General features: G+C 44.8%; 15 protein-coding genes. 4 read left to right on the top strand and 11 right to left on the bottom strand.

From position 1 onward, the window contains the following. Nucleotides 1–9 precede the first annotated feature (9 nt). The 11 genes from ACKU41_RS17405 to ACKU41_RS17355 form a co-directional block, all read right to left on the bottom strand. Nucleotides 10–492, bottom strand: coding sequence for a MarR family transcriptional regulator (locus tag ACKU41_RS17405; protein ID WP_321402574.1), 483 nt, complete (start codon nt 490–492; stop codon nt 10–12). Between the two features lie 37 nt (nt 493–529). Continuing rightward, nucleotides 530–1858, bottom strand: a complete 1329-nt coding sequence (locus tag ACKU41_RS17400; protein WP_321402572.1) for a hypothetical protein — start codon at nt 1856–1858, stop codon at nt 530–532. Beyond that, a complete protein-coding gene (locus ACKU41_RS17395; RefSeq protein WP_319778816.1) occupies nt 1855–2679 on the bottom strand; it encodes an outer membrane lipoprotein-sorting protein in 825 nt (274 codons plus the stop codon). Before ACKU41_RS17395 ends, ACKU41_RS17400 begins: the two co-directional genes overlap by 4 nt. Nucleotides 2680–2829: 150 nt before the next feature. Further along, nucleotides 2830–5514 carry an MMPL family transporter gene (locus ACKU41_RS17390; RefSeq protein WP_321402570.1) on the bottom strand — a complete coding sequence of 895 codons (2685 nt, stop codon included), beginning with the start codon at nt 5512–5514 and terminating at the stop codon, nt 2830–2832. A gap of 321 nt (nt 5515–5835) precedes the next feature. Then, complete coding sequence (locus ACKU41_RS17385) at nt 5836–6855, bottom strand: AraC family transcriptional regulator (RefSeq protein ID WP_321402568.1); 1020 nt, start codon at nt 6853–6855, stop codon at nt 5836–5838. 121 nt (nt 6856–6976) lie between these two features. After that, a complete protein-coding gene (locus tag ACKU41_RS17380) occupies nt 6977–7621 on the bottom strand; it encodes a class I SAM-dependent methyltransferase (protein ID WP_319778813.1) in 645 nt (214 codons plus the stop codon). Nucleotides 7622–8203: 582 nt separating this feature from the next. Continuing rightward, nucleotides 8204–8593, bottom strand: coding sequence for a response regulator (locus ACKU41_RS17375; RefSeq protein WP_319778812.1), 390 nt, complete (start codon nt 8591–8593; stop codon nt 8204–8206). Then, nucleotides 8577–9686: a response regulator gene (locus ACKU41_RS17370; protein ID WP_321402564.1), complete on the bottom strand. Its 1110-nt coding sequence runs from the start codon at nt 9684–9686 to the stop codon at nt 8577–8579. The genes ACKU41_RS17375 and ACKU41_RS17370 overlap by 17 nt, the downstream gene beginning before the upstream one ends. A gap of 17 nt (nt 9687–9703) precedes the next feature. Next, nucleotides 9704–13345, bottom strand: coding sequence for a response regulator (locus ACKU41_RS17365; RefSeq protein ID WP_321402563.1), 3642 nt, complete (start codon nt 13343–13345; stop codon nt 9704–9706). A gap of 26 nt (nt 13346–13371) precedes the next feature. Beyond that, nucleotides 13372–14667 (bottom strand): EAL domain-containing protein, encoded by a 1296-nt coding sequence (locus ACKU41_RS17360; RefSeq protein WP_321402561.1) that lies wholly within the window; start codon nt 14665–14667, stop codon nt 13372–13374. 1 nt (nt 14668) lies between these two features. Next, the gene (locus tag ACKU41_RS17355) at nt 14669–15358 is read right to left on the bottom strand and encodes a PilZ domain-containing protein (protein ID WP_321402559.1); all 690 of its coding nucleotides are present in this window, start codon (nt 15356–15358) and stop codon (nt 14669–14671) included. 274 nt (nt 15359–15632) lie between these two features. Between ACKU41_RS17355 and ACKU41_RS17350 the strand changes: the two genes are divergently transcribed. From ACKU41_RS17350 to ACKU41_RS17335, 4 genes are all read left to right on the top strand, one after another. Then, the gene (locus tag ACKU41_RS17350) at nt 15633–17039 is read left to right on the top strand and encodes a sigma-54 dependent transcriptional regulator (protein WP_321402557.1); all 1407 of its coding nucleotides are present in this window, start codon (nt 15633–15635) and stop codon (nt 17037–17039) included. Between the two features lie 83 nt (nt 17040–17122). Then, complete coding sequence (locus tag ACKU41_RS17345) at nt 17123–17869, top strand: response regulator (protein WP_319778806.1); 747 nt, start codon at nt 17123–17125, stop codon at nt 17867–17869. Nucleotides 17870–17878: 9 nt separating this feature from the next. Next, entirely contained in the window at nt 17879–18634 is a 756-nt protein-coding gene (locus ACKU41_RS17340; RefSeq protein ID WP_321402555.1) for a transporter substrate-binding domain-containing protein, read from the top strand. 42 nt (nt 18635–18676) lie between these two features. Beyond that, on the top strand, nt 18677–21673 hold the full coding sequence (locus ACKU41_RS17335) for a response regulator (RefSeq protein ID WP_321402554.1): 2997 nt from the start codon (nt 18677–18679) through the stop codon (nt 21671–21673). The last annotated feature ends 54 nt before the right edge of the window (nt 21674–21727 follow it).

Below are 21727 nucleotides of genomic sequence, written 5' to 3'. Positions count from 1 at the left end.
TTTGCCCCTCTATTCAATTTTCCCGATCATCTCATCCAACCGGTCATCCACCACAGTTTCTACTGTGGCGAGGACAGCGGAAGCTGTTGCCAGCTGCGGATCAGTAAATTCACCCAGCCGGTCGATGAGATTACGCATATGCCGCTCATGAAACTCCTGATGAATCCTAAAAGCTTCCCAGCCCTTTTCCGTCAGCCCGGCCAGAAGCTCTTTGCGGTTATCGGGAGCATGATCCTTGCGAGCCAGGCCCCGCTTTTCAAGCTTGCCTATCATTTGGGATACAGCACTTTTACTGACTCCCAGAATGGTGGCAACGGTCTTTAAGTTGGCACCTTCATTCAGCCCGATGGTGTGCAGGCAACGTATCTCATGCGGAGTGATTTCAACCCCCTCGCCAAGAGTTATGGGCTGATCCTCAATGCGGCTGTGCTTGTTTATGATACGCATCAATCGTCCGGTCATGTATCTTATTGCTTCTTCTTTATTATCCATACCGGATTAATAAAGAAACTTAACCATTCCGGTCAAGCTAAAAACTGTAACGCAATGAACTATATACGTTAGAATTATTGCAGAACTGGCCGAAGAAGGTCTGCTCTTCAGCCCCCATAAACAGGTTTGCACCGAAGCCGATGGTTGTGCGGTCGGAAATCTTGTACTTCATTCCGGGCCGCAGGTAGGCGTCATTATCGCTTGGCGAATAGTAGGAATCAAAGCTCAAGGTCAGGTTCTGGTTGCAGAACTGCTGAGACAGTTGCAAGGTGATCACATGCCTGAATTCGTCCTTGGGATATTCGGGATCATGGAAATCCAGATAGTTGGCATAATCAAGCATCTGCTCCACGTAGTACTGCACCTCGCAATTGCTGTCGGTCCAAAGCTCCTGAGCATAGCCCACAAGATATCTGATCTGGGAATTGGCAACTTCCGAATTGGTGCCTCCTTCACTTTCAAAGGAATCATACCAGGCTATCTCCGCGTTACCGATACCCGGACCGAGCTGGCCCCGGATACTGGCTCCGTATACATTGAGTCCCGGAAAGGTGGCCTCATCATCGGAATTCATTCCCAAAGGAGTTTTCCAGTAGCCCCAGTAACCGTAAAGGGCCAGTTCGTAGTTATTGATATTGCGGTATATTCTGGCCGAAATCTCATCGTCAGAGAACCAGTCTCCGGGAATATCCGTATCCAGAATATTATCACGCCCCACGATGCCGCCTTCGGTATTGCTCCAGTAGGAAATGTATTCGCCGTCAATATAGTTGTCCGGCTCGAATTTCGGGCTGTAGACCATGTCAATATTGGTCAGTTCGGTAAAAAAACTGACTTTGGCCGAGTTGCACGGAGCCTTCAAGTATTCCGCATCCCGACCCATGAAAAAGGAACGCCAATCCTTGGGAAATAGATCGTTCAGGAACACAAGTCCGCCTGTTCCCCAAGTGAGAATCTGGCGGCCCACTTTAACATCCATATAATCCGTGGGCCGGGAGAAGGCCCACAGTTCACGGGTTTCATAGACAATTTTATCATTGACCCCGTCCGCCCTGATATCGCCCTTGTATTTGAAGTCCGCCCAGTCGGTGTAGGTAAACGCCTCACCCTGAAGCCGGACCTCGGCCATTGATACCTGTTTTTCCTCCGGGTCAGTCCGGGTGCGCCCGCCCATTCTGGCATCAATAAAGCCGTTGAACTCTGGAGGAGCGAACTGGTCAAAAAAATCGGACAGATCAAACACGCTCTCGGTACTGTTGGACTCCTGAACCACAACCGAATCCTGCGCCATGGCCGGGGCAGCCGGGACTGCGAACAGCCCCAGTGCCACCCACATGGCCATGCATGTAATCATCAAACGGTTCATCGCATTAGTTCCCGGGGAGGTCTGCGCAAATATCTTTCACCGAAGATGCTTTCCTTAACCGGCAGGTCATAGCTGACATCGGAGAAGGTCATCACGGTTTCGCTTCCGGTTTCATGGTTCAGCACCTTGGAAACTGTCACCGTGGGGTAGGTTTCACCATTTTTGCCCGAAGCGATGTTCTTCACTTTAACCACTTCCATGGTCCGGTAAGGTTTACCATCGCCCTTAAAATACTCCATTTTCATAGGAATATATGTTTTCTCATCCACGTAAGCCACGTAGTGGGAGAACTCCACGTCACCGGGATCTCTGGGCGTGTTTTTTAGGACATAAAAGCCGTTCTCGGTGCCGACTAATTCGTGCACATCCTCATGCAGGCTGCGCCCGGAGATATCCTCATAAAGAAAGTCAGAACCCGCAAAGCTGGTGCGCTTGTCTCCGGCGGCAATCCTTTTGACCATATCCAGGCTGGGCATATACAGCCAGCGGGAATCATCCTTTCCCGGAACAGTGGTTTTGTGGACCAGAAAAACCATTTTGCGCACATCGGCGGGGGATTTGAAATAGGACATGTACATCTGCTTCCCGTCATCCGCACCCACGTCCTTGCGCAGGATGCTCAGGTCGCGCAGCCGGGTGCGGCCCTGACTGTCGGTGATTTCAAGGTGCACTTTGCCCTTGCAGGTTTCACCCTGATAAAGGGCCATATGGTTAGCCCGGTTGACGATAATCTGCACTTCCGGTGTTTCCGCCCATGCAGCGGTTGCCAACACGGCTAATCCAAGCATCAGAGTAGCGATTTTTAATGTTAATGATTTCATTTTATACCTCTTTATAAATAATATTTTGTCCTACAAAACGGCGAAGCCCTATTAAAACGTTTTGGGATTCTTAAACCCTTTTGGAAAAGGTTTTAAGGCCCCCGGCAGGGACCGCCGGTAGGCTCCCCGAAGGGCCGCCGGAGGCACCTCTTAACGATTTACTTCCACCGGGACAGTTGTCGCAGTAGATTCTTCAGGAACAACTACCTTGTCTCTGGCGAAGAACCATTTCGGGGCCAGAGTGATAATTGCCGGCATGACTACCAGCGTAAGCACGCCGGAAAGCAACATGATGGACGACAACAACAGGCTGGTGGTGCGGTAGGGAATGAGTGCCGAGATAAGCATGGGCAAAAAGCCGATGGAAATGACCAGCACGTTGCGGGTGATGGCCCTTGCCGGGGCTCCGTACATGCGGGTCAGGGTTTCGCGCCACGATCCGGTCTCTGAATAGATTTTCCGGCTGCGCTCTACAAAATGGATGGCAAAGTCAACGGACATCCCCAACGTAAGTACCCCCAGCACCGCCACCGGCATGTCGTAATCCTTGCCGATCAGCCCGATGAATCCGTAGATGAAGACAATGGTAATGGTCAGCGGAACCATGCACAGGACACCCCATTTCACCGAACGGAAAAGGAATACCGCCATAATCAGCACGATGGCGAAACTGCCGATAAAGGAACGCAGCATCCCTTCAACCATCTGGTTCTGCCAGGCCACGTTGATGTAAGTCAGTCCGGCCCAGTTGTAGGCCACGGGCATGGGCGGGGGATTTTTGGTAAAGTAGTCGGATACAAAATCAGTTACGGCCTCCATGACCTTGTTGTCCCCGCTGGAGAGCATGAAGACCACGCAGGCTCCGTTGTAATCCGGGGTCACGTAATGCCACAGGTCGTGCGGGCGGTGACTCTGCTGGAACTGCATGTAACACTCAGCCACTCCCTGCAGGGTTTCGGGCACACGGTAGTTGGCCTCACTGCCGTCGGTAAGCTCCTGATGAATTTTGCTGACCAGATCAGTGGGGGCAATGCTCTTGCCCACCAGACCGGCCTCTTTAATCGCCTTTTGCAAGCCACCGAGATAAGCCAGCATTTCAGGATTTTTAAACGGTTTTTGTCCCTCTTTTTCTAGACTGAAAAAATTTGCGAATTCCTCATAGAGATAAAAGCCGTCGTCATCGGAATTTTTGGCTTTTTGTTCAGCCAGCTGTACCGCCCGGTCAAGAAAGTCCTGTTCTGAAATCCCGGATTGCTGAGAGTCCATGAATTCCACAAGAAATTGCTTGGCGATAGTGTGTGCAGATGAGAATTCCGGGGTAAGCTTATCAGCGAAAGCAATGAACTTTTCACCCAGCTTACGTTTTTCAGATTCAAATAAATATGTTTCGGGCCCCTCGCTTTCAAGGATCAGATATGCCGGGTAAGTTCCTTTGAAATGATCCTTCAAAGCGGTATCGGCCAACCGGATGGGGTGGCTGGACGCGAACCATTTTACCGGGTTGTCGTTAATCTGGATTTTGCTGATTCCCCATATGGAAACAACTATCAAAATTACAAACATTGCCAGCAGCGGTTTTGCGTGGCGGAATGAAGCTCCCCCGGTTTTCTGCAGCACCTTTGCCATAAGGGAACTTTTACCCTGTCTGCGTTTCGCAAACCCGAAGTTGCTGAAGAAACGGGCAGGCAGGACCATGATGTAGGCAGGGACGAACATGATGGTCAAAAGCCACGCGACCATAATGCCCAGCCCGACAAACACGCCGAAGATTTGAACCGGGGGAATGGGAGTGAGGGCAAGGGAAATAAAGCCCGCTGCGGATGTGAGCGAGGTATAGAGCATTGGCATGAAAAGAATATTCAGGACCTCGACAATTGTCTCCTTTCTGCCTTTCTCCGCCGAATAATGGTCAAAAAATTCCGATAATATATGTATGGAATCCACCACCGCTATGGACATCAGGAAAACCGGGATCATGGAACTCATGATATGTACTTCATACCCGAAACCTATCATGGCCCCCATTGTGATGACCACTGACAGGGTGGCTATGATCATGGGCAGGAAGGTCAACGACAAACTGCGAAAAAACATGAACAGCAGCAGGAAGATCGTCCCCATGGCCAACGGCGATGCCAGAGTCATCTCGGAGAACATCTCAATGCCGATAGCATCCTGCGCCACAGGAAGTCCGGTAATATGATATTCATCATTCCCGCCAAGTTCTTTGATCTTTTCATGCAGGGCGGAATAAACGCGGTAGCTCTGATATTTATCGGTCAGGGGCAGGTAAAGGCAGACGGCCTGTCCGTCCTGCGAAGCCATATGCCCCGCCAGAATAGGATTTGAAAAAACCTTCGCACGCACCACGTCGGCCTGATCCTGTGTATGCACCGGATGGGGCATGAGCCAGTCAAAAGAAATGGCTCCGGGACCGTCCTGACTGATATGCTCCACCAGCGACGGGGCCACCATATCCACTTCAATCACCCCGTCCTTTTTGGACGGATCATCCGGGTTGTCCCAGCGCAGTGTTTTGGCAAAATTCGCCAGCTCATAGACCCGCTTCAAGGTATCGGGATTAAATACCCCGTAGGGGTTATCCTCGTTGATAACCCCCAGCACCACTATCTCCGAAAGAGAGAACTTCCTTTTCGCCTCATTATGAAAAATGCGCGAAGGCTCATCAGCGGGCAGCATATGCTCCGGGTCCGTATCAATGACCACCTGCGGAAAAAACGATCCTGTAACGAGGGTTAGCAGCAAAAGCAGCATGATTGTGCTCCAACTGCGCCGGGTGGCAAACAGGATAATCATCTGTTTTATTTTAATCATTATTCTTACCTCTATCAATTTTAGTTAAGGCACTTAATTATTGTTCTAAAATAACGAGCAGACTCAATAGATGATTACAACCTACCCGGGGATAGCTGGCAAAACTACTCTGGGAAAAACAAAAAATACCCGAAAACCCTGAAAGCAAGCTCCTGAACTCCCAATCCCGTATATATGTATACAGAGCTTATATTTTATGAGCGGCCCGCTCTGGCCGGGCAAATTTTATTATCTGGCATCAACAAATAAAAAGACCTGTGTTTGCGAAAACACAGGCCTCAAGGCAAAAGAAAAAACCAATTCCCTTTGTAATAAAAAACATCAATTAATACAATATTTTCTCTTACCTCTAATGGAGCTTAAATACTTCTTTGGCAACACTCCGTATCTTTTTTTAAAGGCTGCGCTGAAATGGCTGATATTGGTATAACCCAATTCCCATGCAACCTCGCTGACGTTCATGTCGCCGTCATCAAACATAAGTTTCGCCTTACGCAACTTGTATTCTTTCAGATATGCAAACACAGTCATGCCGTAAATTTCCTGAAAACCAGCCTGTATTTTGCTGACACCCAGCATATGGTTTCGTGAAAATTCAGTCATACTTGGCGGAGATTCATAATTCAGGATCAGCTCTTCATGAATTGCCTTAATCTGTTCAATCTCACGTGGAGTCAGTACTGCGGTCCGACTCCGGCAGCTCGCATCATTCTTCATGACCTGTAGGCCGATCAATTCAAGAGCCTTTCCTTCAAGAAAAATTCTGCTGCAATTGCCCGATCCCAGACTGCAAAACAACTCGTTTGCAGCAGCCTGCACAGCAGGATCCATGGAATTTTGCAGCATCATGTCCTGCCCGGAACCATTCTCAAGCACCCTCTTTAGATCATTGTGAATCACGTCCATATCAGCAAACAACAACTCATGCAGCTGCTCCGGTTCTATATGCAAATGTACAACCCTCGCCTTCCCTCCCGCTGTGGCCTTTACAACACCGGAAACCTCGTGCAGGGATCCAATCCCGGCTTTGCCCGCAAAATTATCAACACGAATCGGCCCCAGAGATGATTCCTGCAACTCATTTGAAATAGATCCCTCCAGAAAAAAGCCGAAATCAATGTCCGTATTTTTTTTCTGAAAGCGGAATGAAATGCCTTCCTTAAGGTCGGCTTCAAAACTGCTGACCCTAAGCCCCGGCCTTAATTCAAGTTCTCTCCAGAGAGGATTCACCCCGCACTGCCCGCAGTTCAAAAGGTCAAACCCGCGAACCGCACTTACCCGCGAAGCCTCATATATATCCCAACAAGACTGAGCTATAGGCATAATTGATTTGGCTGCCATCGCTATACTCCTGAATCACTATAAATGAAATTGGTTATCATTTATGTAGAAATATAGTTAAGAGGCTTAACTGTCAAGACGTTTGGGTAATTATATTTGGCTGCAAGAAGAAAAAAGATAGCTAAAGCTTTTGTACCACGCATGCCCTATAGCTCATTTCCCTTTTGCCGATGGCGGAGGATACGAAGCGCAGTGAGTTAATTAACTCGAAACCGCATCTATCATAAAGTTCAACCATAGAGGGTTCTGAATGGTTATAAAAATTGGCCTTGCCTTTGTGTGCCTTGCAGCCGCCCATGGACTGTTCCTTAACGCCCTGGGCTATCGGATCAGCAACCACAAAGGTAAAAACCCCTCCCACTCGCATTACACGGCAAACCTCGCTGAAGATTACATTCAAGTCATCAAATATATGCATGACCCCGGTGCTGACAGCGTGGTCCACAGTTTTGTCGCCCAACGGATAGGGAGCGACAGATACATCGTGCTCAATAAGCTCTTTGGCGAATCCTTTGCCCCGGCACATAGCAAGCATCTCGCTGGAAAAATCCATCCCAAGTACCTGAAGCCCTGCCTTATGGAACAGGACTGAAGAAAGCCCTGTCCCAATACCCACATCCAGAATGGTCTGCCCCGGCTTCACATATGGATAGGCCAGTCCGAAAACTATGTTAGGATCCAGCCAGTTGGCCCGCTTGGATTTTTGATCATATTCCAAGACATGATCGCCGGTGAATGTATTGCGTATTGTCCGGTTGGTACTCATCGTTCATCTCCTCATAAATAATTTACATGATTCCCACAGCTGTGGCTGGCCCTCCTCGCTTAAAACTTATTGATCATAAGAAAGACGAGGCAGGCATTCTGCCCCGAAAACACTCTTTTTTGCCCAAAAAGAAAACATCAGGGAAAAAGGCCTGCTTTTAAATCCTCTACGATCTGTTCTTAAAGTGACGGGGTAAACCAAATCCATCAATTCCTACCCCCAACTCAGGAGCCCCTCCGTTCCCCATCCGGGGAACCGATCACTCCCGCAAATCCCGGAGAATCACCACTTTTGGTTCCCGATACACAAAATTTAGTCAATAATTTCAACACATACAGACACTTCCTCCGGCTTGACACGCAAGAGGGCAGCAGTTCAAAGCTGCTCATGCCTACCAGAAAGTACAAGGACTTACGTTAACAAAACGTGAGTCCTTTTTCTTTTGGGGAACCAGTCGGGGAGAGCCCCATTGTTGCCCCTATGTTAGCGAAAATAGTTTGTACAAAAATTTTTACGATCCATAAGACAAACTAGATTCAAGATTTTGTGCACTATTCCATAACTGCGGCAATTTATTTAAAATTACAATTTCTCACCAATAGCAGCTGATATTTTTTCCCGTACAGAATTAGGCGTAAAGGGTTTGAGCAGGTAACCGGTTACTCCAGACTGAGCTGCCTCGTAAACTTTTGTTTTTTCATTTTCAGCAGTTACCATAATGACAGGAACGTCCTCGTATCCTTCTGTCGCCCTGAAATTTTTTATAAACTCAATTCCAGTCATGGCTGGCATATTCCAATCAAGAAGCACCAGGCTGATTTCTCTCTCTTCCAGTACCCCCATGGCTTGTTTCCCGTTAGAAGCGTATGCGATATTCTTGAACCCGAAAGATCTTAAAATATGTCCAAGAGCTTGTCTTATGGGCTGCAGATCATCTACAACCAAAATTCCCATTTTATAATCCACTGGCATTATTAGTACTCTCCTTATTCGAGCAGCGGTCCATCGGTATTTTTACTACAACAGATGTCCCTGTGTTTTCAGATGTATTCATGTTAATACTCCCTCCCATAGCTTCAATAAAGAGCTTTGCTGAATAAGTGCCAAGCCCAGTACCACCTTCCTTCCCTGACGTTACGTATTTATCAAAAAAATTGTTCTGCAATTGTTCTGGAACCATTCCCTTATTATGAATTTCCAATTCACATACTTCTGAAGATTTAATGGCAATGCGCACTTCCGCCCCTTCCGGGGAAGCTTCAAGGGCATTTTTAGTCAAATTTGAAATAGCTGCGTAAAAAAGGAGTTCAACTCCTATTACATAACAAAATGAGGACTTATTCAGTTTGTTCTCATCAAGAGAAAATTTGATTTTTATATCCATGGCCTCAGCCAGTGGACTCAGCTGTCTATCTATCAACTGTAACTTTTCGATAATATTGAAGGAAATAAGTTCCGGCCGATAGCTCCCTTTTTCGATTTTAAATAGATCAAGTGACGAATTGATCATATTCAGCATGGTATACCCGGCTAGTTCTATATCATCGAGCATAGAACTTTCGATTTCACCTATCTCTTTGGATAATTTAATGATGCAAGGGTTTGTTATGACAACACTTAAAGGATTTTTCAGATCATGACGCATCATACGGTCAACATCATCCTTTATACGCATTGCTTCAACCAGCTGCAGATGATTTCCAACTCGTGCCCGGACAATGTTTGGATTAAAGGGCTTTGTTATGTAATCAATAGCACCAAGGGACAAACCTTTGGTTTCGTCAACCGCGTCTTCCAGAGCAGTTACGAAAATTATCGGTATATCAGCAGTCTTCGGGCTATTCTTTAGGCGGCGGCATACTTCATATCCGTCTATCCCCGGCATTATAATATCGAGCAGGATTATCTGAGGAGGAATGTCTGAAAAAGCAACCTCCAAGGCTTTCTCGCCGCTTGTTGCTGCTATCACGGCATAATCTTGTTTTAAAGCTTTGAGCAAGACATGAATATTCTCAGGTGCATCATCAACAATAAGAACTTTGGGTCTCGATTTATTTACGTCCATAGCTACACCGCCATTTCTTAATTATTACTGCCAAGAATATCCATAATGACAAAAGCCCTAGCGCGAACATCTTCAAGCTCAAAACGTCTAAGGTGGGCTTCAAGTCTAGACATGTGAATGACACAATCCTGTGTTTCAATCATGGGGGCCAATTGCTCAAAAATATCCATTGACCTACCTAAATCTGTATCAAGACTACTTACAGCTTCCCGAAAAAGAGAAATAAGATTTTCATTATTTTCCAATGGCTTCACATCCGTATTTTGCAAAGTAGCATCTTTGTCCAACCTTGAAATTACTGAAAAAACATCCCACAGGGCACGGCAGAAATTATCCTGCAAGACAACCGGACATGAATCATTATTTTCCTTGATGGCTGATTCCAGTTCTGCAGCGTTGATATGAAGAATCTCCGCGCCAATATTAGCTGAAACACCTTTTATAGTATGAACAATACGGTTTGCAGTCTCGAAATCCTTATTATTTATTGCTGTTTTGATTTCATCTGGAACTTGACTGTTCGCAGATTTAAACGACTCCAGAATCGTCATATAAGTTTTTTCGCAGCCATCGACCCTTGCCAGACCTATCTTCCTGTTTAGACACTGAGCCGTGGCATTATCGGTTGCCAATACAGGGTCAGGATCTGTTTCAAAAAGTTGCTCAACATCATCGTCAGGGCTAACAGGACTGATCCACTTAACAAGCATACTTAACAAGTCTTCCTTGGTAACCGGCTTGGGTAAAAAATCATTCATTCCGGATTCGAAACATTTTTCACGGTCACCTTGCATGGCATTGGCTGTCATTGCCACAACTGAAAGGTCTGATTTTCCATAACCCCTATTTCTGATTCGACGGGTACATTCAAAACCATCCATAACGGGCATTTGGACGTCCATCAGGACCAGATCGTATGTATTATGCTCAAGTAACTCTAGGGCCTCGGCCCCGTTATTTGCAATACTGGCACAGACCTCAAAGCTCTCAAGCGCTTTGACTGCGATCAGCTGGTTTATTTCGTTATCTTCTACAAGCAGAACTTTGGCTCCCTTGATGTTTACAACTTCTTTATTTTTAACCGCATCTTCACAGATACCGGCATCATGCATATTCTTTTGATTACTAAAAATACCTAGAATGGAGTCCAACAAAAAAGAATTGTTGACCGGCTTGGGAATAATTGCATCTATACCTGCCTCGCAAGCCTCTTCCAGTGCCTGCTCTTTTCCAAAAGCAGTAACCATGAGAATATTAGGAACGTGAGAGAGAGATCTGTCGGAGTTTATCATTCTGGACGCTTCAATTCCGTCTATTTCGGGCATACGCCAGTCCATCAATACAAGTCCAAAGGGGTTGCCTTCCGCTTCCGCCAACCTGAGCTTTTCAATTCCTTCCAAAGCCGAATTTGCGGTTTTGACTTTAAAAGACATGGAAGTCAGGATATTTTCCAAAATATCTAATGATGTTTCATTGTCATCAACCACTAGACACAGCATATTTTTCAGATCAGCAAAGAAGTCCAGCTTCTGCTCTTTCTCTTCTGATGTTTCCAGCATAACCGTAAACCAAAAGGTACTTCCTTCTCCCGGTGAACTTTCCACTCCAACAGTTCCGTTCATCAGTTCGGACAATTGTTTACAGATAGCCAAACCCAATCCTGTTCCTCCGAATTCTCGGGTCGTAGAATCATCCGCCTGAGAAAAGGATTGAAACATTTTTTTTATTTCTTGTTTATTCAGCCCGACTCCAGTGTCAGTCACGCAAAACCGCAAGTGGACACCTGTGGGGGTGCTGCCAAGAACTTCTATTGCGAGTTCTATCTCGCCTTCGTTGGTGAACTTGATTGCGTTGTTGAGGTAATTTGTTATGATCTGTCCAATTCTTACAGGGTCCCCCTTAAGTCTGGTAGGGACATTCGGGGGTACACGAAACAGAATTTCCAAACCCTTTTCTTCCGCCTTCAAGCAGGTTATGTCCGCCACCTGTTTTAAAACGTCGTCCAACCTAAATTCAATATTCTCAACAACCAGTTTACCTTCTTCTATTTTTGAAAAATCAAGGATATCATTGATGATACTTAGCAATGATTCAGCAGCCTTCTGTGTTTTTTGCACATAACTACGCTCTATTTCGCCTAGATCTCGGTCAAGGGTCAATTGGGAGAGGCCGAGGATAGCATTCATGGGCGTACGGATCTCATGACTCATATTTGCAAGAAAATTGCTTTTTGCTCTGGCATTCTCCTCCGCTGAATCTATGGCTGCATGTAAGGCAGCTTCTACCCTAAAACGTTCTGTAATATCTTCAACAGTAGCAATTACCTCTGATTCAGGTGAGCCCGGAAAAATAGCATTGAACATCATACGTACGGGGATTTTTTTCCCAGAAATAGGCGAGGTGTATTCCCCTTCGAACTCATTACTATTGCCCTTACAGGCTTCGATTAAAGCAAATCTGACTTCTTTTTTATATCTGCTGGCTCCATCAAATCCGATAGTTTCTTTGCGGGTAGTTCCCATTAATTTTAAAAAGAAGTCGTTGCAGTTGACGATGGTCCCCTGCTCATCAAAATGAATCAACCCTATTGGTGAGTTTTTGAAAATAGTTCTGTAACGCTTCGTCCTTTCAAGTAATCTGGTGTTGACCTTAGACAGTTTGTGCGCAGCCAACCTGCGGTTGCGATCGTCTGCCAGCTTGAAAAACAAAGCAACACCGATAAGACAGCTGATCAAAAAAGACCCGCCTCCATACATTGCTGCTGTCTTGAAAAAAGAATTCATGCCGTGATTATTGAGCATGACGAGCTGCCACTCACCTAGAGGATCTTTCCAGTCAATTTCCTTTTTGCTCAATCTCCGCCACTCACCACCAAAATAAACCCTTTCGGTATCAACCCCAAAAGGCAAAGGATCTAGATCAGTATTTTCAAATTTTTTTCCGAATTGCTTGTAACTTTTAATCCGATTTTCTTTTTCCGGTGTAATAGGCCCCCGCACTTGAAACATCCAATCAGGAACATTTGAAGCAAAAACCACTCCCTGAGGAGAAAGAAGCATGGCCGGATGATCAAGGTCGTTGAGTAAAGAATCTAAGCGGTGCACACCAAGTTTAACGGCTATAAGGCCTATTATATCCTTGGGATATGCTTTCCCGGTTTCTGAATAGACTGGAGCGGCAAAATATAATCCACGTTTTCCGGAATTTGAGCCAAGTGCAGCGTATACATTGGGTATCCCAAGGATAGCCTGTTTAAAATATGGCCTGAAACTTAAATTTTTACCCAATCCGGATTTGTCAGAGGAGGTGTAATAGGCGGTAATGACGCCCTTCTTGTTCATTATGAAAGCATTGCTGGCATTAAATTTAATAACAATAGTTCTAAGCAGATTCACGGTTTCAGGAGCATTTGGAGGCAGTTCCCCTCGGGCTTGCCGTTTAATGGTATCGTTATAGATACCAAGCATATTGACAGCACCCATGACATTACCGTTGATGGTCATTCCTTCAACTTTGATACAGAGAAGATTCAATACGGTTTGAACCGAATCTTTTTCGCTTTTTGCATCACCAACCCACGCCACATATGTAGAAAGAGAAGCAACCGCAGCCGCAAGGGCGAATGTTATTAACACAAACCGCAAAGGCTTCTTAGTCATAATGATATTCCTTTAGTCAATTTATATTAATAACTTTTTTCGCCGCTATGAGATATAATTTCATGCGCCCAAAGCCCTGCTGCTGCAAAGGCCTTTGCCGCAGCAGGCTGGGAAACCTCGAGCACTTCCAAAACAGCATCCACCTTCCGCCAGTCACCGAGTTCAATACTTTCCAGCAATTCAACAAAACCACGCAACGGATTCTCTTCCCCACGCAATGCACACGACAACTCATCATCCAAGGGAAGATTCTTGAGTACCTCGTGCATGGGCTGGTTGAGGAGTGCATCGAGGTTTGAAAACAATCCAAGTAGAAACAGAGAGTCCCTGTGGATGCGAACATTCTTAATACGCCCGGATATAAGCTCCATGAATTTACCACGCCGCGCCGCCTGAAAGATTAGTTCTTTGCCTCTGTCTCCTTCGCTGCCATCTGCTAACATGGTGATCATCAACCACTGCTTTAGTGGATTTCCGCCCATAATAGTGACAGCGTGAGCTAGGGAAGTTATTTTTGATTCTCGCGAGACTGTAGATATGTAGCGAAGAAGCCTGTGGCTCAGGCCGACATCAAAAGAGATGGTTTTTGCAAGATCTTTAACTTGATACTCAGGGTCTGCAAACTCTTTGAGAAGTTTTAGCTTTGTCAAACCATTGCTTGCAATTTTACTCCCTTCGACAATTTCCGGTTTGGCGAAGAAATAACCTTGAAAAAGATCGTATCCTAATGATTTAGCAAGCTCGTATGTCTTCCGATCCTCTATCTTTTCACCCAACAATTTAAATTTATACGGTTTTAGCCTTTGAGTTATTTTGATAATTTCCGCAAAAGACATGCCTAGCATGTCAACCTTCAGGATGTCAGCGATCTCGAAGTATGGCTCAAGTTCCTTCTGACCGGTAAAATCATCTACAGCAATAGTGTACCCTAGTTCTTTCAGTTCTTTGACGGCAGCAATGACTTTGGGAGTAGCCTCCACATCTTCCAGTATTTCAGGAATACAAACCCCTGGAGATAAAGCCTTGGCTGAGCCATTCAAAAGCATATATTTTGGAAAGTTGATGAGAACCTTGTTGGAATCGGGGATGGAGCTTAAGGCTAAAAAAATTCCGTCCGATATAACCTTTGATGTAGCTACATTGGCAGATTCTTCCCATGTGGAGTCCTTTACATTTGCCCGGTAGAGTAGTTCGTACCCCCATATGGACTCCTGCCTATCGAAAACAGGCTGACGCGCAACATAGACAGGAACGGATAATTGAGATTGGGCCTTCTTGGATTCAGAATCGGTAGTGTCAGAGGGGAGTCGTGATTCGGTCATTTTATTTTACCAAAGAGAATTGTTTCAATTTAGAGATATAATTTTTAACTATGTTCGTACCGTCACCTATAACTTCCTCAAAACATATGCCTAGACCTGCCTTTCGAAAATTACCCATCGTTTTTTTCACAATACATCGAGCGTACACTTCGCCAACGTCAGGAGCATCAAATCGTAAAAAAATTTCCATATCTTTTGTAAGCTTCGGTAAAGTATCACTTTGTTCCATATCAACTATGACCTTGGCTCCGCCCTGAGAAATATTGACTACCGCCCCGGAAAGCTCGTTTCCTTCAATATACAGGGTTGAAGGTAGAAAACAGTCAAAACGATTCGACCTGCGAAGATTCACTTGTTCATATTTATCTGGAAAGTTAAGGAAAAGGAGGGGATAGGGATCCTCAATCATATGAGAAATAGTCGTACGGAAACCACACAGGTAACACCCGGCATTTCCCACACGTATAGCCAGTTGGTTTTCCACCATGAACTGACGTTTGTATTTGACTATTTGTGGGAGCCAAATACATATCAATTCCCCGTTTTTGCAGCCAAAAATTTCCCCCCAAAGACGCTCCCCAGTACCAAGCATTTCCACATTGACCTTGGCCCCGGGGGCGAGAGTCAACGAATTGCTGGATCTGAAAATTGAACCTTGGGGCTTTTGATTTATTTTACCGTTTCCGAACAATGACCTGTTGAGCATCTCCTCTCCTTCCTTACAAAAAGTTGATGAAGCTATTACACACTGCATGCCAAAGAGGCTGTCTGCTCAATAGACATATTAAATGGCTTAAATTACGTATTTTTTTGTTTTATAAAAAATCTGGCACTTATTAAGATAGTCCAGTAAAGTTGCACTCTGTGTAATATAAGTGCACAACTGTCATATATTTAAATATAAACTAGTAAGTCTTCAAATTTACAAATTTTTATTATGTAATAAAAGTAGACAGGAACATTACATGGCTGAAATTTTAATTGTTGATGATGATCCGATCCTTTGTAAGCAGCTTGAGCTTTATGCTGACAAATTGGGCTACGAAAGTGATTCGGAAAATTCTTTTCAAGCCGGGATTGAGGCTTGCAGAACAGATGAATTCGATGTGGTCTTCCTTGATGTAAATCTTCCTGATGTCAACGGGTTAAAAGGGATCAGCGCATTCAAAAAAACTCAATCCTCTCCCGAAGTAATAATTATAACAAGCGAGAGTGATCCGGATGGGGCAGAATTGGCCCTGCGCAACGGGGCCTGGTATTATCTGGAAAAACCACTGGCATACAAAACCGTTCAGCTCATACTGGACCGGGTAATCCAGTTTAGGAAAAATATAGGCAGGTCCTTTTTGGACAATTCCTTTGACCGTGCCGGGATTATCGGCAGTTCTCCCGAACTTAACAGCTGTCTTACATCCATCTCCCTTGCAGCAAAGAGCATAGGTAATGTCCTGATTACAGGCGAGACCGGAACTGGAAAGGAACTGATAGCAAGGTCCATTCACGCCAACAGTCCAAGAAAAAAACAACCTTTCGTGATAATTGACTGCACAAATATCCCGGAAACCCTTGCTGAGTCCGTGCTCTTCGGTCATGAAAAAGGAGCTTTTACCGATGCTCGCCAAAAGAACAAAGGACTTATTACCCAAGCTGATAAGGGTACGGTATTTTTGGATGAAATAGGCGACCTTGATCTTACCTTACAGCGTTCCCTGCTGCGGGTTATTCAGGAAAAGAAATTCAGGCCGGTAGGAGCTGCCAGGGAACAGGAGGTGGACTGCCGTTTTGTTGCCGCAACAAATCGCAATCTTGAAAAAATGGTCGAGGCCGGTGAGTTCCGCAGTGATCTTTATTTTCGGTTGGCGACTTTTATTATTCAGGTTCCTGCGCTTAAAACACGCCAAGGTGATATTGCCAAGCTTACCCGCCACTATGTCTATAAGATCTGCCATGAAAATCAGCTTGAAATTAAGACCGTAACTCCAGATTTTTTGGAAGCTCTGGCGACCTGTGACTGGCCGGGTAATGTGCGGGAACTTATCAATATTATTTATGTTTCCATTGCCAATGCAGGCGGGGATTCCACATTGTCCCCTCATCACCTTCCCATGGAGTTCAAAGTTCGCTATATCCAAAGTACTCTGGATGGAACACCTAGAAACCCACTGGACTTAGCAGAGCCGGAATCAGATGGAATGCTTTCCAGCCTGAAGGAGTTCCGGCAAGCGGAATTAGATAAAATTGAATTTCGCTATATTGCAAAACTGGTCTCCCATTCAAGCGGAAAAGCCTCAAAAGCATGTAAAATAGCGGGAATATCTCGCTCCAGACTCTATCAACTTTTGCGTAAGCATGGTCTGGAACTAAAAAAATAACTCCTTATATATAGTTCTGTATGGGAACTACTTGATTATTTTGCTACAAACCAATTCACGCAAAACTTTCAGCGGAGCATAATTTGAATATCTTGTTGGTAGAAGACACAGCGATAAACGTTGATGTCATCACGTATCAATTGTCGAAATTGGGCCATACACAGGTGCGGGTTGCCACTGACGGCTCTTCGGCTCTTGAAATATCTTTAAACGAAATATTCTCAGTTATTATCATGGATATTGAACTGCCTGATATGAGCGGAATTGATGTTGTTCGTGCAATACGTGGGGCTTACCCGGATAATCCGAACAGGGAAACACCAGTCATTGGCATGACAGCCTATCTGCCTGACGACGTGCGGAAGGAGTGTTTTGATGTCGGGATGAATGCTTTTCTCCCTAAGCCAGTCCGTAAGGAAGCCATTGATCAAGTTCTTAGCGATGTTTTTAGCGGCTGTGTTGCCCCCTCTGAATCCCCAGTTGCTGCCAGTCATGTTGAGCTGCTTGCCAGACAGCAGGCAATTGAAGTCATGGGTGGGGATGAAAAAATATACATGACCTTGTGGAATATTTTTGTAGAAGAAGCTCCCGGCAGACTGGAGCGGCTGGAAAAGGCAATTTCCCGCAGGGACTATGTTGAGGCCCGCCGTTACGCTCATCAATTCAAAGGGCTGTGCAAAACCATGGGCTGTTATTCAAGCAGCACTCTGTGCTTAGCCATGCTTCAAGCCATAAAAGATGAAGACGAAAACATGCTTTCGAAAACATACAAACTTTTTAAAAGCAAATTAAATCAGGGCATCAATATAGAACAAGTGGTTAAAAAATAAGGAGATAAAATGTTGCATAGAATCATTATCTATTTGCTCATCGGGGCTGCTAACCTGCTGGGTGTTTCAACCTCCTATGCCGAGCCGCCAGTTCTTGAAATTGTTGCCTGTAATTATCCACCCTATGAATTAGCAACCCCGGAAGACGGATTACGCGGATTTGATTTGGAAGTAGTGAAAGAGGCTTTAAGCAGGGCTGGTTATAAGACAAATTTTACTTTTTATCCTTGGGCAAGAGCATACAAAATGACAGCAGAAGGCAGGGCTTTTGCCGCCTTGAGTTGCAGTTACAAGGCTGAACGTGAACATGAAATTCTCTGGACAAAACCCATTAGCAGTATGACAGATATCTATGTTGTCAGAAGTGATTATACAGGAAAGCCTGTCGTGAATAAATTTGTGATTGCGGAGGAGAAGCTTGCGGTCGGAAATGTAAAAGGCAACTATATAAGCGAGCAATGGGAGGGGCTTGGAGTGACGGTTGATCTATCTTCTTCCGAAGAACTATTGATGCGTAAGCTGCTTGACGGGCGTGTTGATGTTATCCCTCAAGTTAAAGAAAATTATCTGTATTATGTAAAAAAGAAAGGACTTGAGGGAAAATTTAAAATATTTAAAGCAGAAGATAATGAGACGTCGAAGTTTCATTTATGTATAAGCAGGAAATCCCCAGATGCTGAAAAAATACGCACTCTTTTTGATGAAAAACTTGGCGAAATGCATGAAGACGGGACATACGATGCAATTCATGCGCGTTACCAATAATAGTGTTCTTTAAAATTTAGTATAAGGACCTGAGTTTCATTTATGTTTAAGCAGTCATTAAAGGGAAAAATCTTAATCAAGCTGATTCCTGTAATCGTGCTGTGCTCATTGTCCATGTCTGCAGTGTTTGCCTATTTAAGATATCACACCCTAGATGAAGAAATTAACAAAAAACTTCATGACTACGCTGTATTACAGGCGGAAGTTCTCGCCCCGGCAATATGGAACTACAATGATCAGGTTATAAATCGCAGTATTCGCATCCTGAAGGTTGATTCTGATTTCAGCACTGCTGTTATTAAAGACGCGCATGGAAAAATTCTTGCCTCCGGCGGTCATGCACCAGATTCACAGAACGGGCTTCAGCTTACTGTTGATATTACTTACCCCGGGCCGACCGGAAAGATACACAAGCTAGGTTCCTTGACTCTGGGAATGAGCAAGAAGAGGCTCAAAGAGCTTCTTTGGGTACAGGCAGGGAGGGGGGCTATCCTACTATTTCTGCTTGTTGCGGGAATTTCTGCCGGTATTTTATATACGATCAGAAAATTTGTCGGCAAGCCGATGGAAGTATTGGCTCACTCAATTCATAGCGCTCGCAGTGAAGGACAGATCCGTACCATTGAATGGACTGAAGACGATGAAATGGGCGAACTCATCAGTAGTTATAATGAGCTGGTTACTTCCCTGAACAAAAAAGAGCTGGAACTGACCCTTAACGAAAAAAAATACAAAGATATTTTTAACAACGCCCAAGTGGGAATTTTTGTAGCTTCCATAGAAGATGGATCAATACTCAATGCCAACAAACGTATGGCATCAATCATGGGGTACGAGAACGATCAGGAATTGATTAAATATTTTAATATCAAGGATTGCTATACCAATGAAGAAGACCGTAATAAAATTTTATCATTGCTGCAAAGCGGTACTGGTCTTTCCAACCATGCGATTAAGATTCAGGATAAAAACGGTCGGTCCACTTATCTGGAGGTTTCAGCTAAATTTGATCTGGACAACATGCTTGTTAGCGGAGTTGCCGAAGACATAACCAAAAGAATGGCCATGCAGGAAGAGCTGATTCAAGCTAAGGAAGAGGCTGAATCGGCAACACAAGCCAAAAGTGATTTTCTAGCCCGTATGAGCCATGAAATCCGCACTCCGCTAAATGGCATAATCGGTTTGAGCGATCTGGCCATGCACGCCGACTCTTGGACCCAGACAACTGATTTTGTCGGCAAAATAAAATCTTCCGGCAGAATACTGCTGCGGGTCATCAATGACATTCTGGATTTTTCAAAAATTGAAGCCGGAATGATGGAAGTAGAACATTCCGAATTCAGCTTGCAGGATACACTTTCACTTGTTTCGGATGTTACACGCAGCCAGTGTAGTTCGAAAGTTGAAATGATTTTCCATGTAGAAAAAGATGTTCCTGATAATCTTATCGGCGATTCTTTGAGACTTGGGCAAATACTTACCAACCTGATCAATAACGCGGCCAAATTCACTTCCGATGGCGAAATAATTATCCACATAAACAACACCCAACAGCGATCCGGGGAGGCTCGCCTCGATTTCTCTGTTTCAGACACAGGGATAGGCATGCCACCTGAGCAGGCTAATTCTATTTTCGATTCTTTTGTACAGGCGGATGAAAGCATCACCAGACAATACGGAGGAACCGGACTCGGTCTTTCCATATGCAAGCATCTAGTTGAACTAATGGGCGGGGAAATAAGAGTATCCAGCCAGACAGACAGGGGTAGCACATTTTCCTTTTCAATTGATTTTAAACTCCCGCATTCTATAGAACAAACCGATAGTTCTCCTCTTGGAACCGATAAGACGGCATTAATCGTGGATGACAATTCAACTGTCATGCAGATATTGCAAACAAGTCTGGAATATCAAGAATTCATTGTGGAATGTGCGGGTTCTGCGCAGGAAGCCCTCGGCCTGTGTGTCAAAAACAGCATGCTTCAAACCCCTTATGATATCGTTTTTGCCGACAACAGAATGCCGGGCATGAGCGGAATGGATCTGCTGCATCAGATCAGGGGGCTGGATGTCACGGCTAAGCAGCCGTTTATTCTTATGGAAACAGCTTCCGGGATTCAAGAAATCCAGGAAGCTGCCTTGAATGTTCTGCCGGACTGTTACCTTATGAAGCCGATACTGGAATCCAATCTTTCCGATTGCATCAGGTCCACTTTGTATGGGGAAGAGATAAAAAGTGACAGAGATAAATCTGCCATATCTCCATCCTTGGCAATACTGGAAAATACAAAGGTCCTTTTGGTAGAGGACAATTCAATAAATCAGCTTATCACTAGTGAATACCTGAAAAAATTGGGAATGGTAATCGATCTTGCCGAGAATGGGCAGGAAGCTGTAAATGCCGTCAAGACGAATGAATACAGTTTTGTTTTCATGGATGTTCAAATGCCGGTAATGGATGGTCTTGAAGCGACCAGACAAATACGAGAACTGCCGGACCGTAATAATCTTCCAATTATAGGCATGACAGCGCAAGCCATGGACGGAGACAAGAAAAAAGGATTACGGGCGGGGATGGATGATTACATCACAAAGCCGATTATCGTCAAAGAACTACATGGAGTTCTAAGCCGCTGGCTGAGCAATATAAATATAACGCCAAACAAGATCCCAGAAAAAAGCAACATCCCTTCTGAAGAAAACATCCTCGATCTCGATCAGGCATTAGCTCTGATCGATGGGGATGAAGACATTTTAAATATTATTTTGAATAAATTCTTGATCGATCACACCGGCGACGGAAAGAAGTTGACCTCCCTGTTCGCTGCTAGGAAGCACGAATCCTTTATCAGGACAATTCATAATTTAAAAAGCGTATCCTCCAGTATCGGAGCACAGAAACTTTACAGAAGCTCAAAAGAATTGGAGGAAACCGCTCGAAGCAATCGCTGGGAAGAAGTCCCCGCATTATTAGATCAAGTATTATCACTGCTAAGTGAGACAGGTTCAAGGGTTAAGGAGAGAGTTGGCGGAGTTTAAATAAAACCAGAGCCCCGGACTTCGGTTCGGTATCTTTCGCTAATGAAATTAGTA

This window comes from Maridesulfovibrio sp., assembly GCF_963678865.1.
Taxonomy (GTDB): Bacteria; Desulfobacterota; Desulfovibrionia; order Desulfovibrionales; family Desulfovibrionaceae; genus Maridesulfovibrio.
This window is presented reverse-complemented; position numbering and strand designations above follow the sequence as displayed.

Coding starts and splice junctions, on each gene's coding strand:
- ACKU41_RS17375 (WP_319778812.1), bottom strand. CDS start 8,593: ATGCCAGTGGATTATAAAATGGGAATTTTGGTTGTAGATGATCTGCAG.
- ACKU41_RS17340 (WP_321402555.1), top strand. CDS start 17,879: ATGTTGCATAGAATCATTATCTATTTGCTCATCGGGGCTGCTAACCTG.
- ACKU41_RS17390 (WP_321402570.1), bottom strand. CDS start 5,514: ATGATTAAAATAAAACAGATGATTATCCTGTTTGCCACCCGGCGCAGT.
- ACKU41_RS17380 (WP_319778813.1), bottom strand. CDS start 7,621: ATGAGTACCAACCGGACAATACGCAATACATTCACCGGCGATCATGTC.
- ACKU41_RS17350 (WP_321402557.1), top strand. CDS start 15,633: ATGGCTGAAATTTTAATTGTTGATGATGATCCGATCCTTTGTAAGCAG.
- ACKU41_RS17360 (WP_321402561.1), bottom strand. CDS start 14,667: ATGACCGAATCACGACTCCCCTCTGACACTACCGATTCTGAATCCAAG.
- ACKU41_RS17405 (WP_321402574.1), bottom strand. CDS start 492: ATGGATAATAAAGAAGAAGCAATAAGATACATGACCGGACGATTGATG.
- ACKU41_RS17395 (WP_319778816.1), bottom strand. CDS start 2,679: ATGAAATCATTAACATTAAAAATCGCTACTCTGATGCTTGGATTAGCC.
- ACKU41_RS17400 (WP_321402572.1), bottom strand. CDS start 1,858: ATGAACCGTTTGATGATTACATGCATGGCCATGTGGGTGGCACTGGGG.
- ACKU41_RS17365 (WP_321402563.1), bottom strand. CDS start 13,345: ATGACTAAGAAGCCTTTGCGGTTTGTGTTAATAACATTCGCCCTTGCG.
- ACKU41_RS17370 (WP_321402564.1), bottom strand. CDS start 9,686: ATGGACGTAAATAAATCGAGACCCAAAGTTCTTATTGTTGATGATGCA.
- ACKU41_RS17385 (WP_321402568.1), bottom strand. CDS start 6,855: ATGGCAGCCAAATCAATTATGCCTATAGCTCAGTCTTGTTGGGATATA.
- ACKU41_RS17335 (WP_321402554.1), top strand. CDS start 18,677: ATGTTTAAGCAGTCATTAAAGGGAAAAATCTTAATCAAGCTGATTCCT.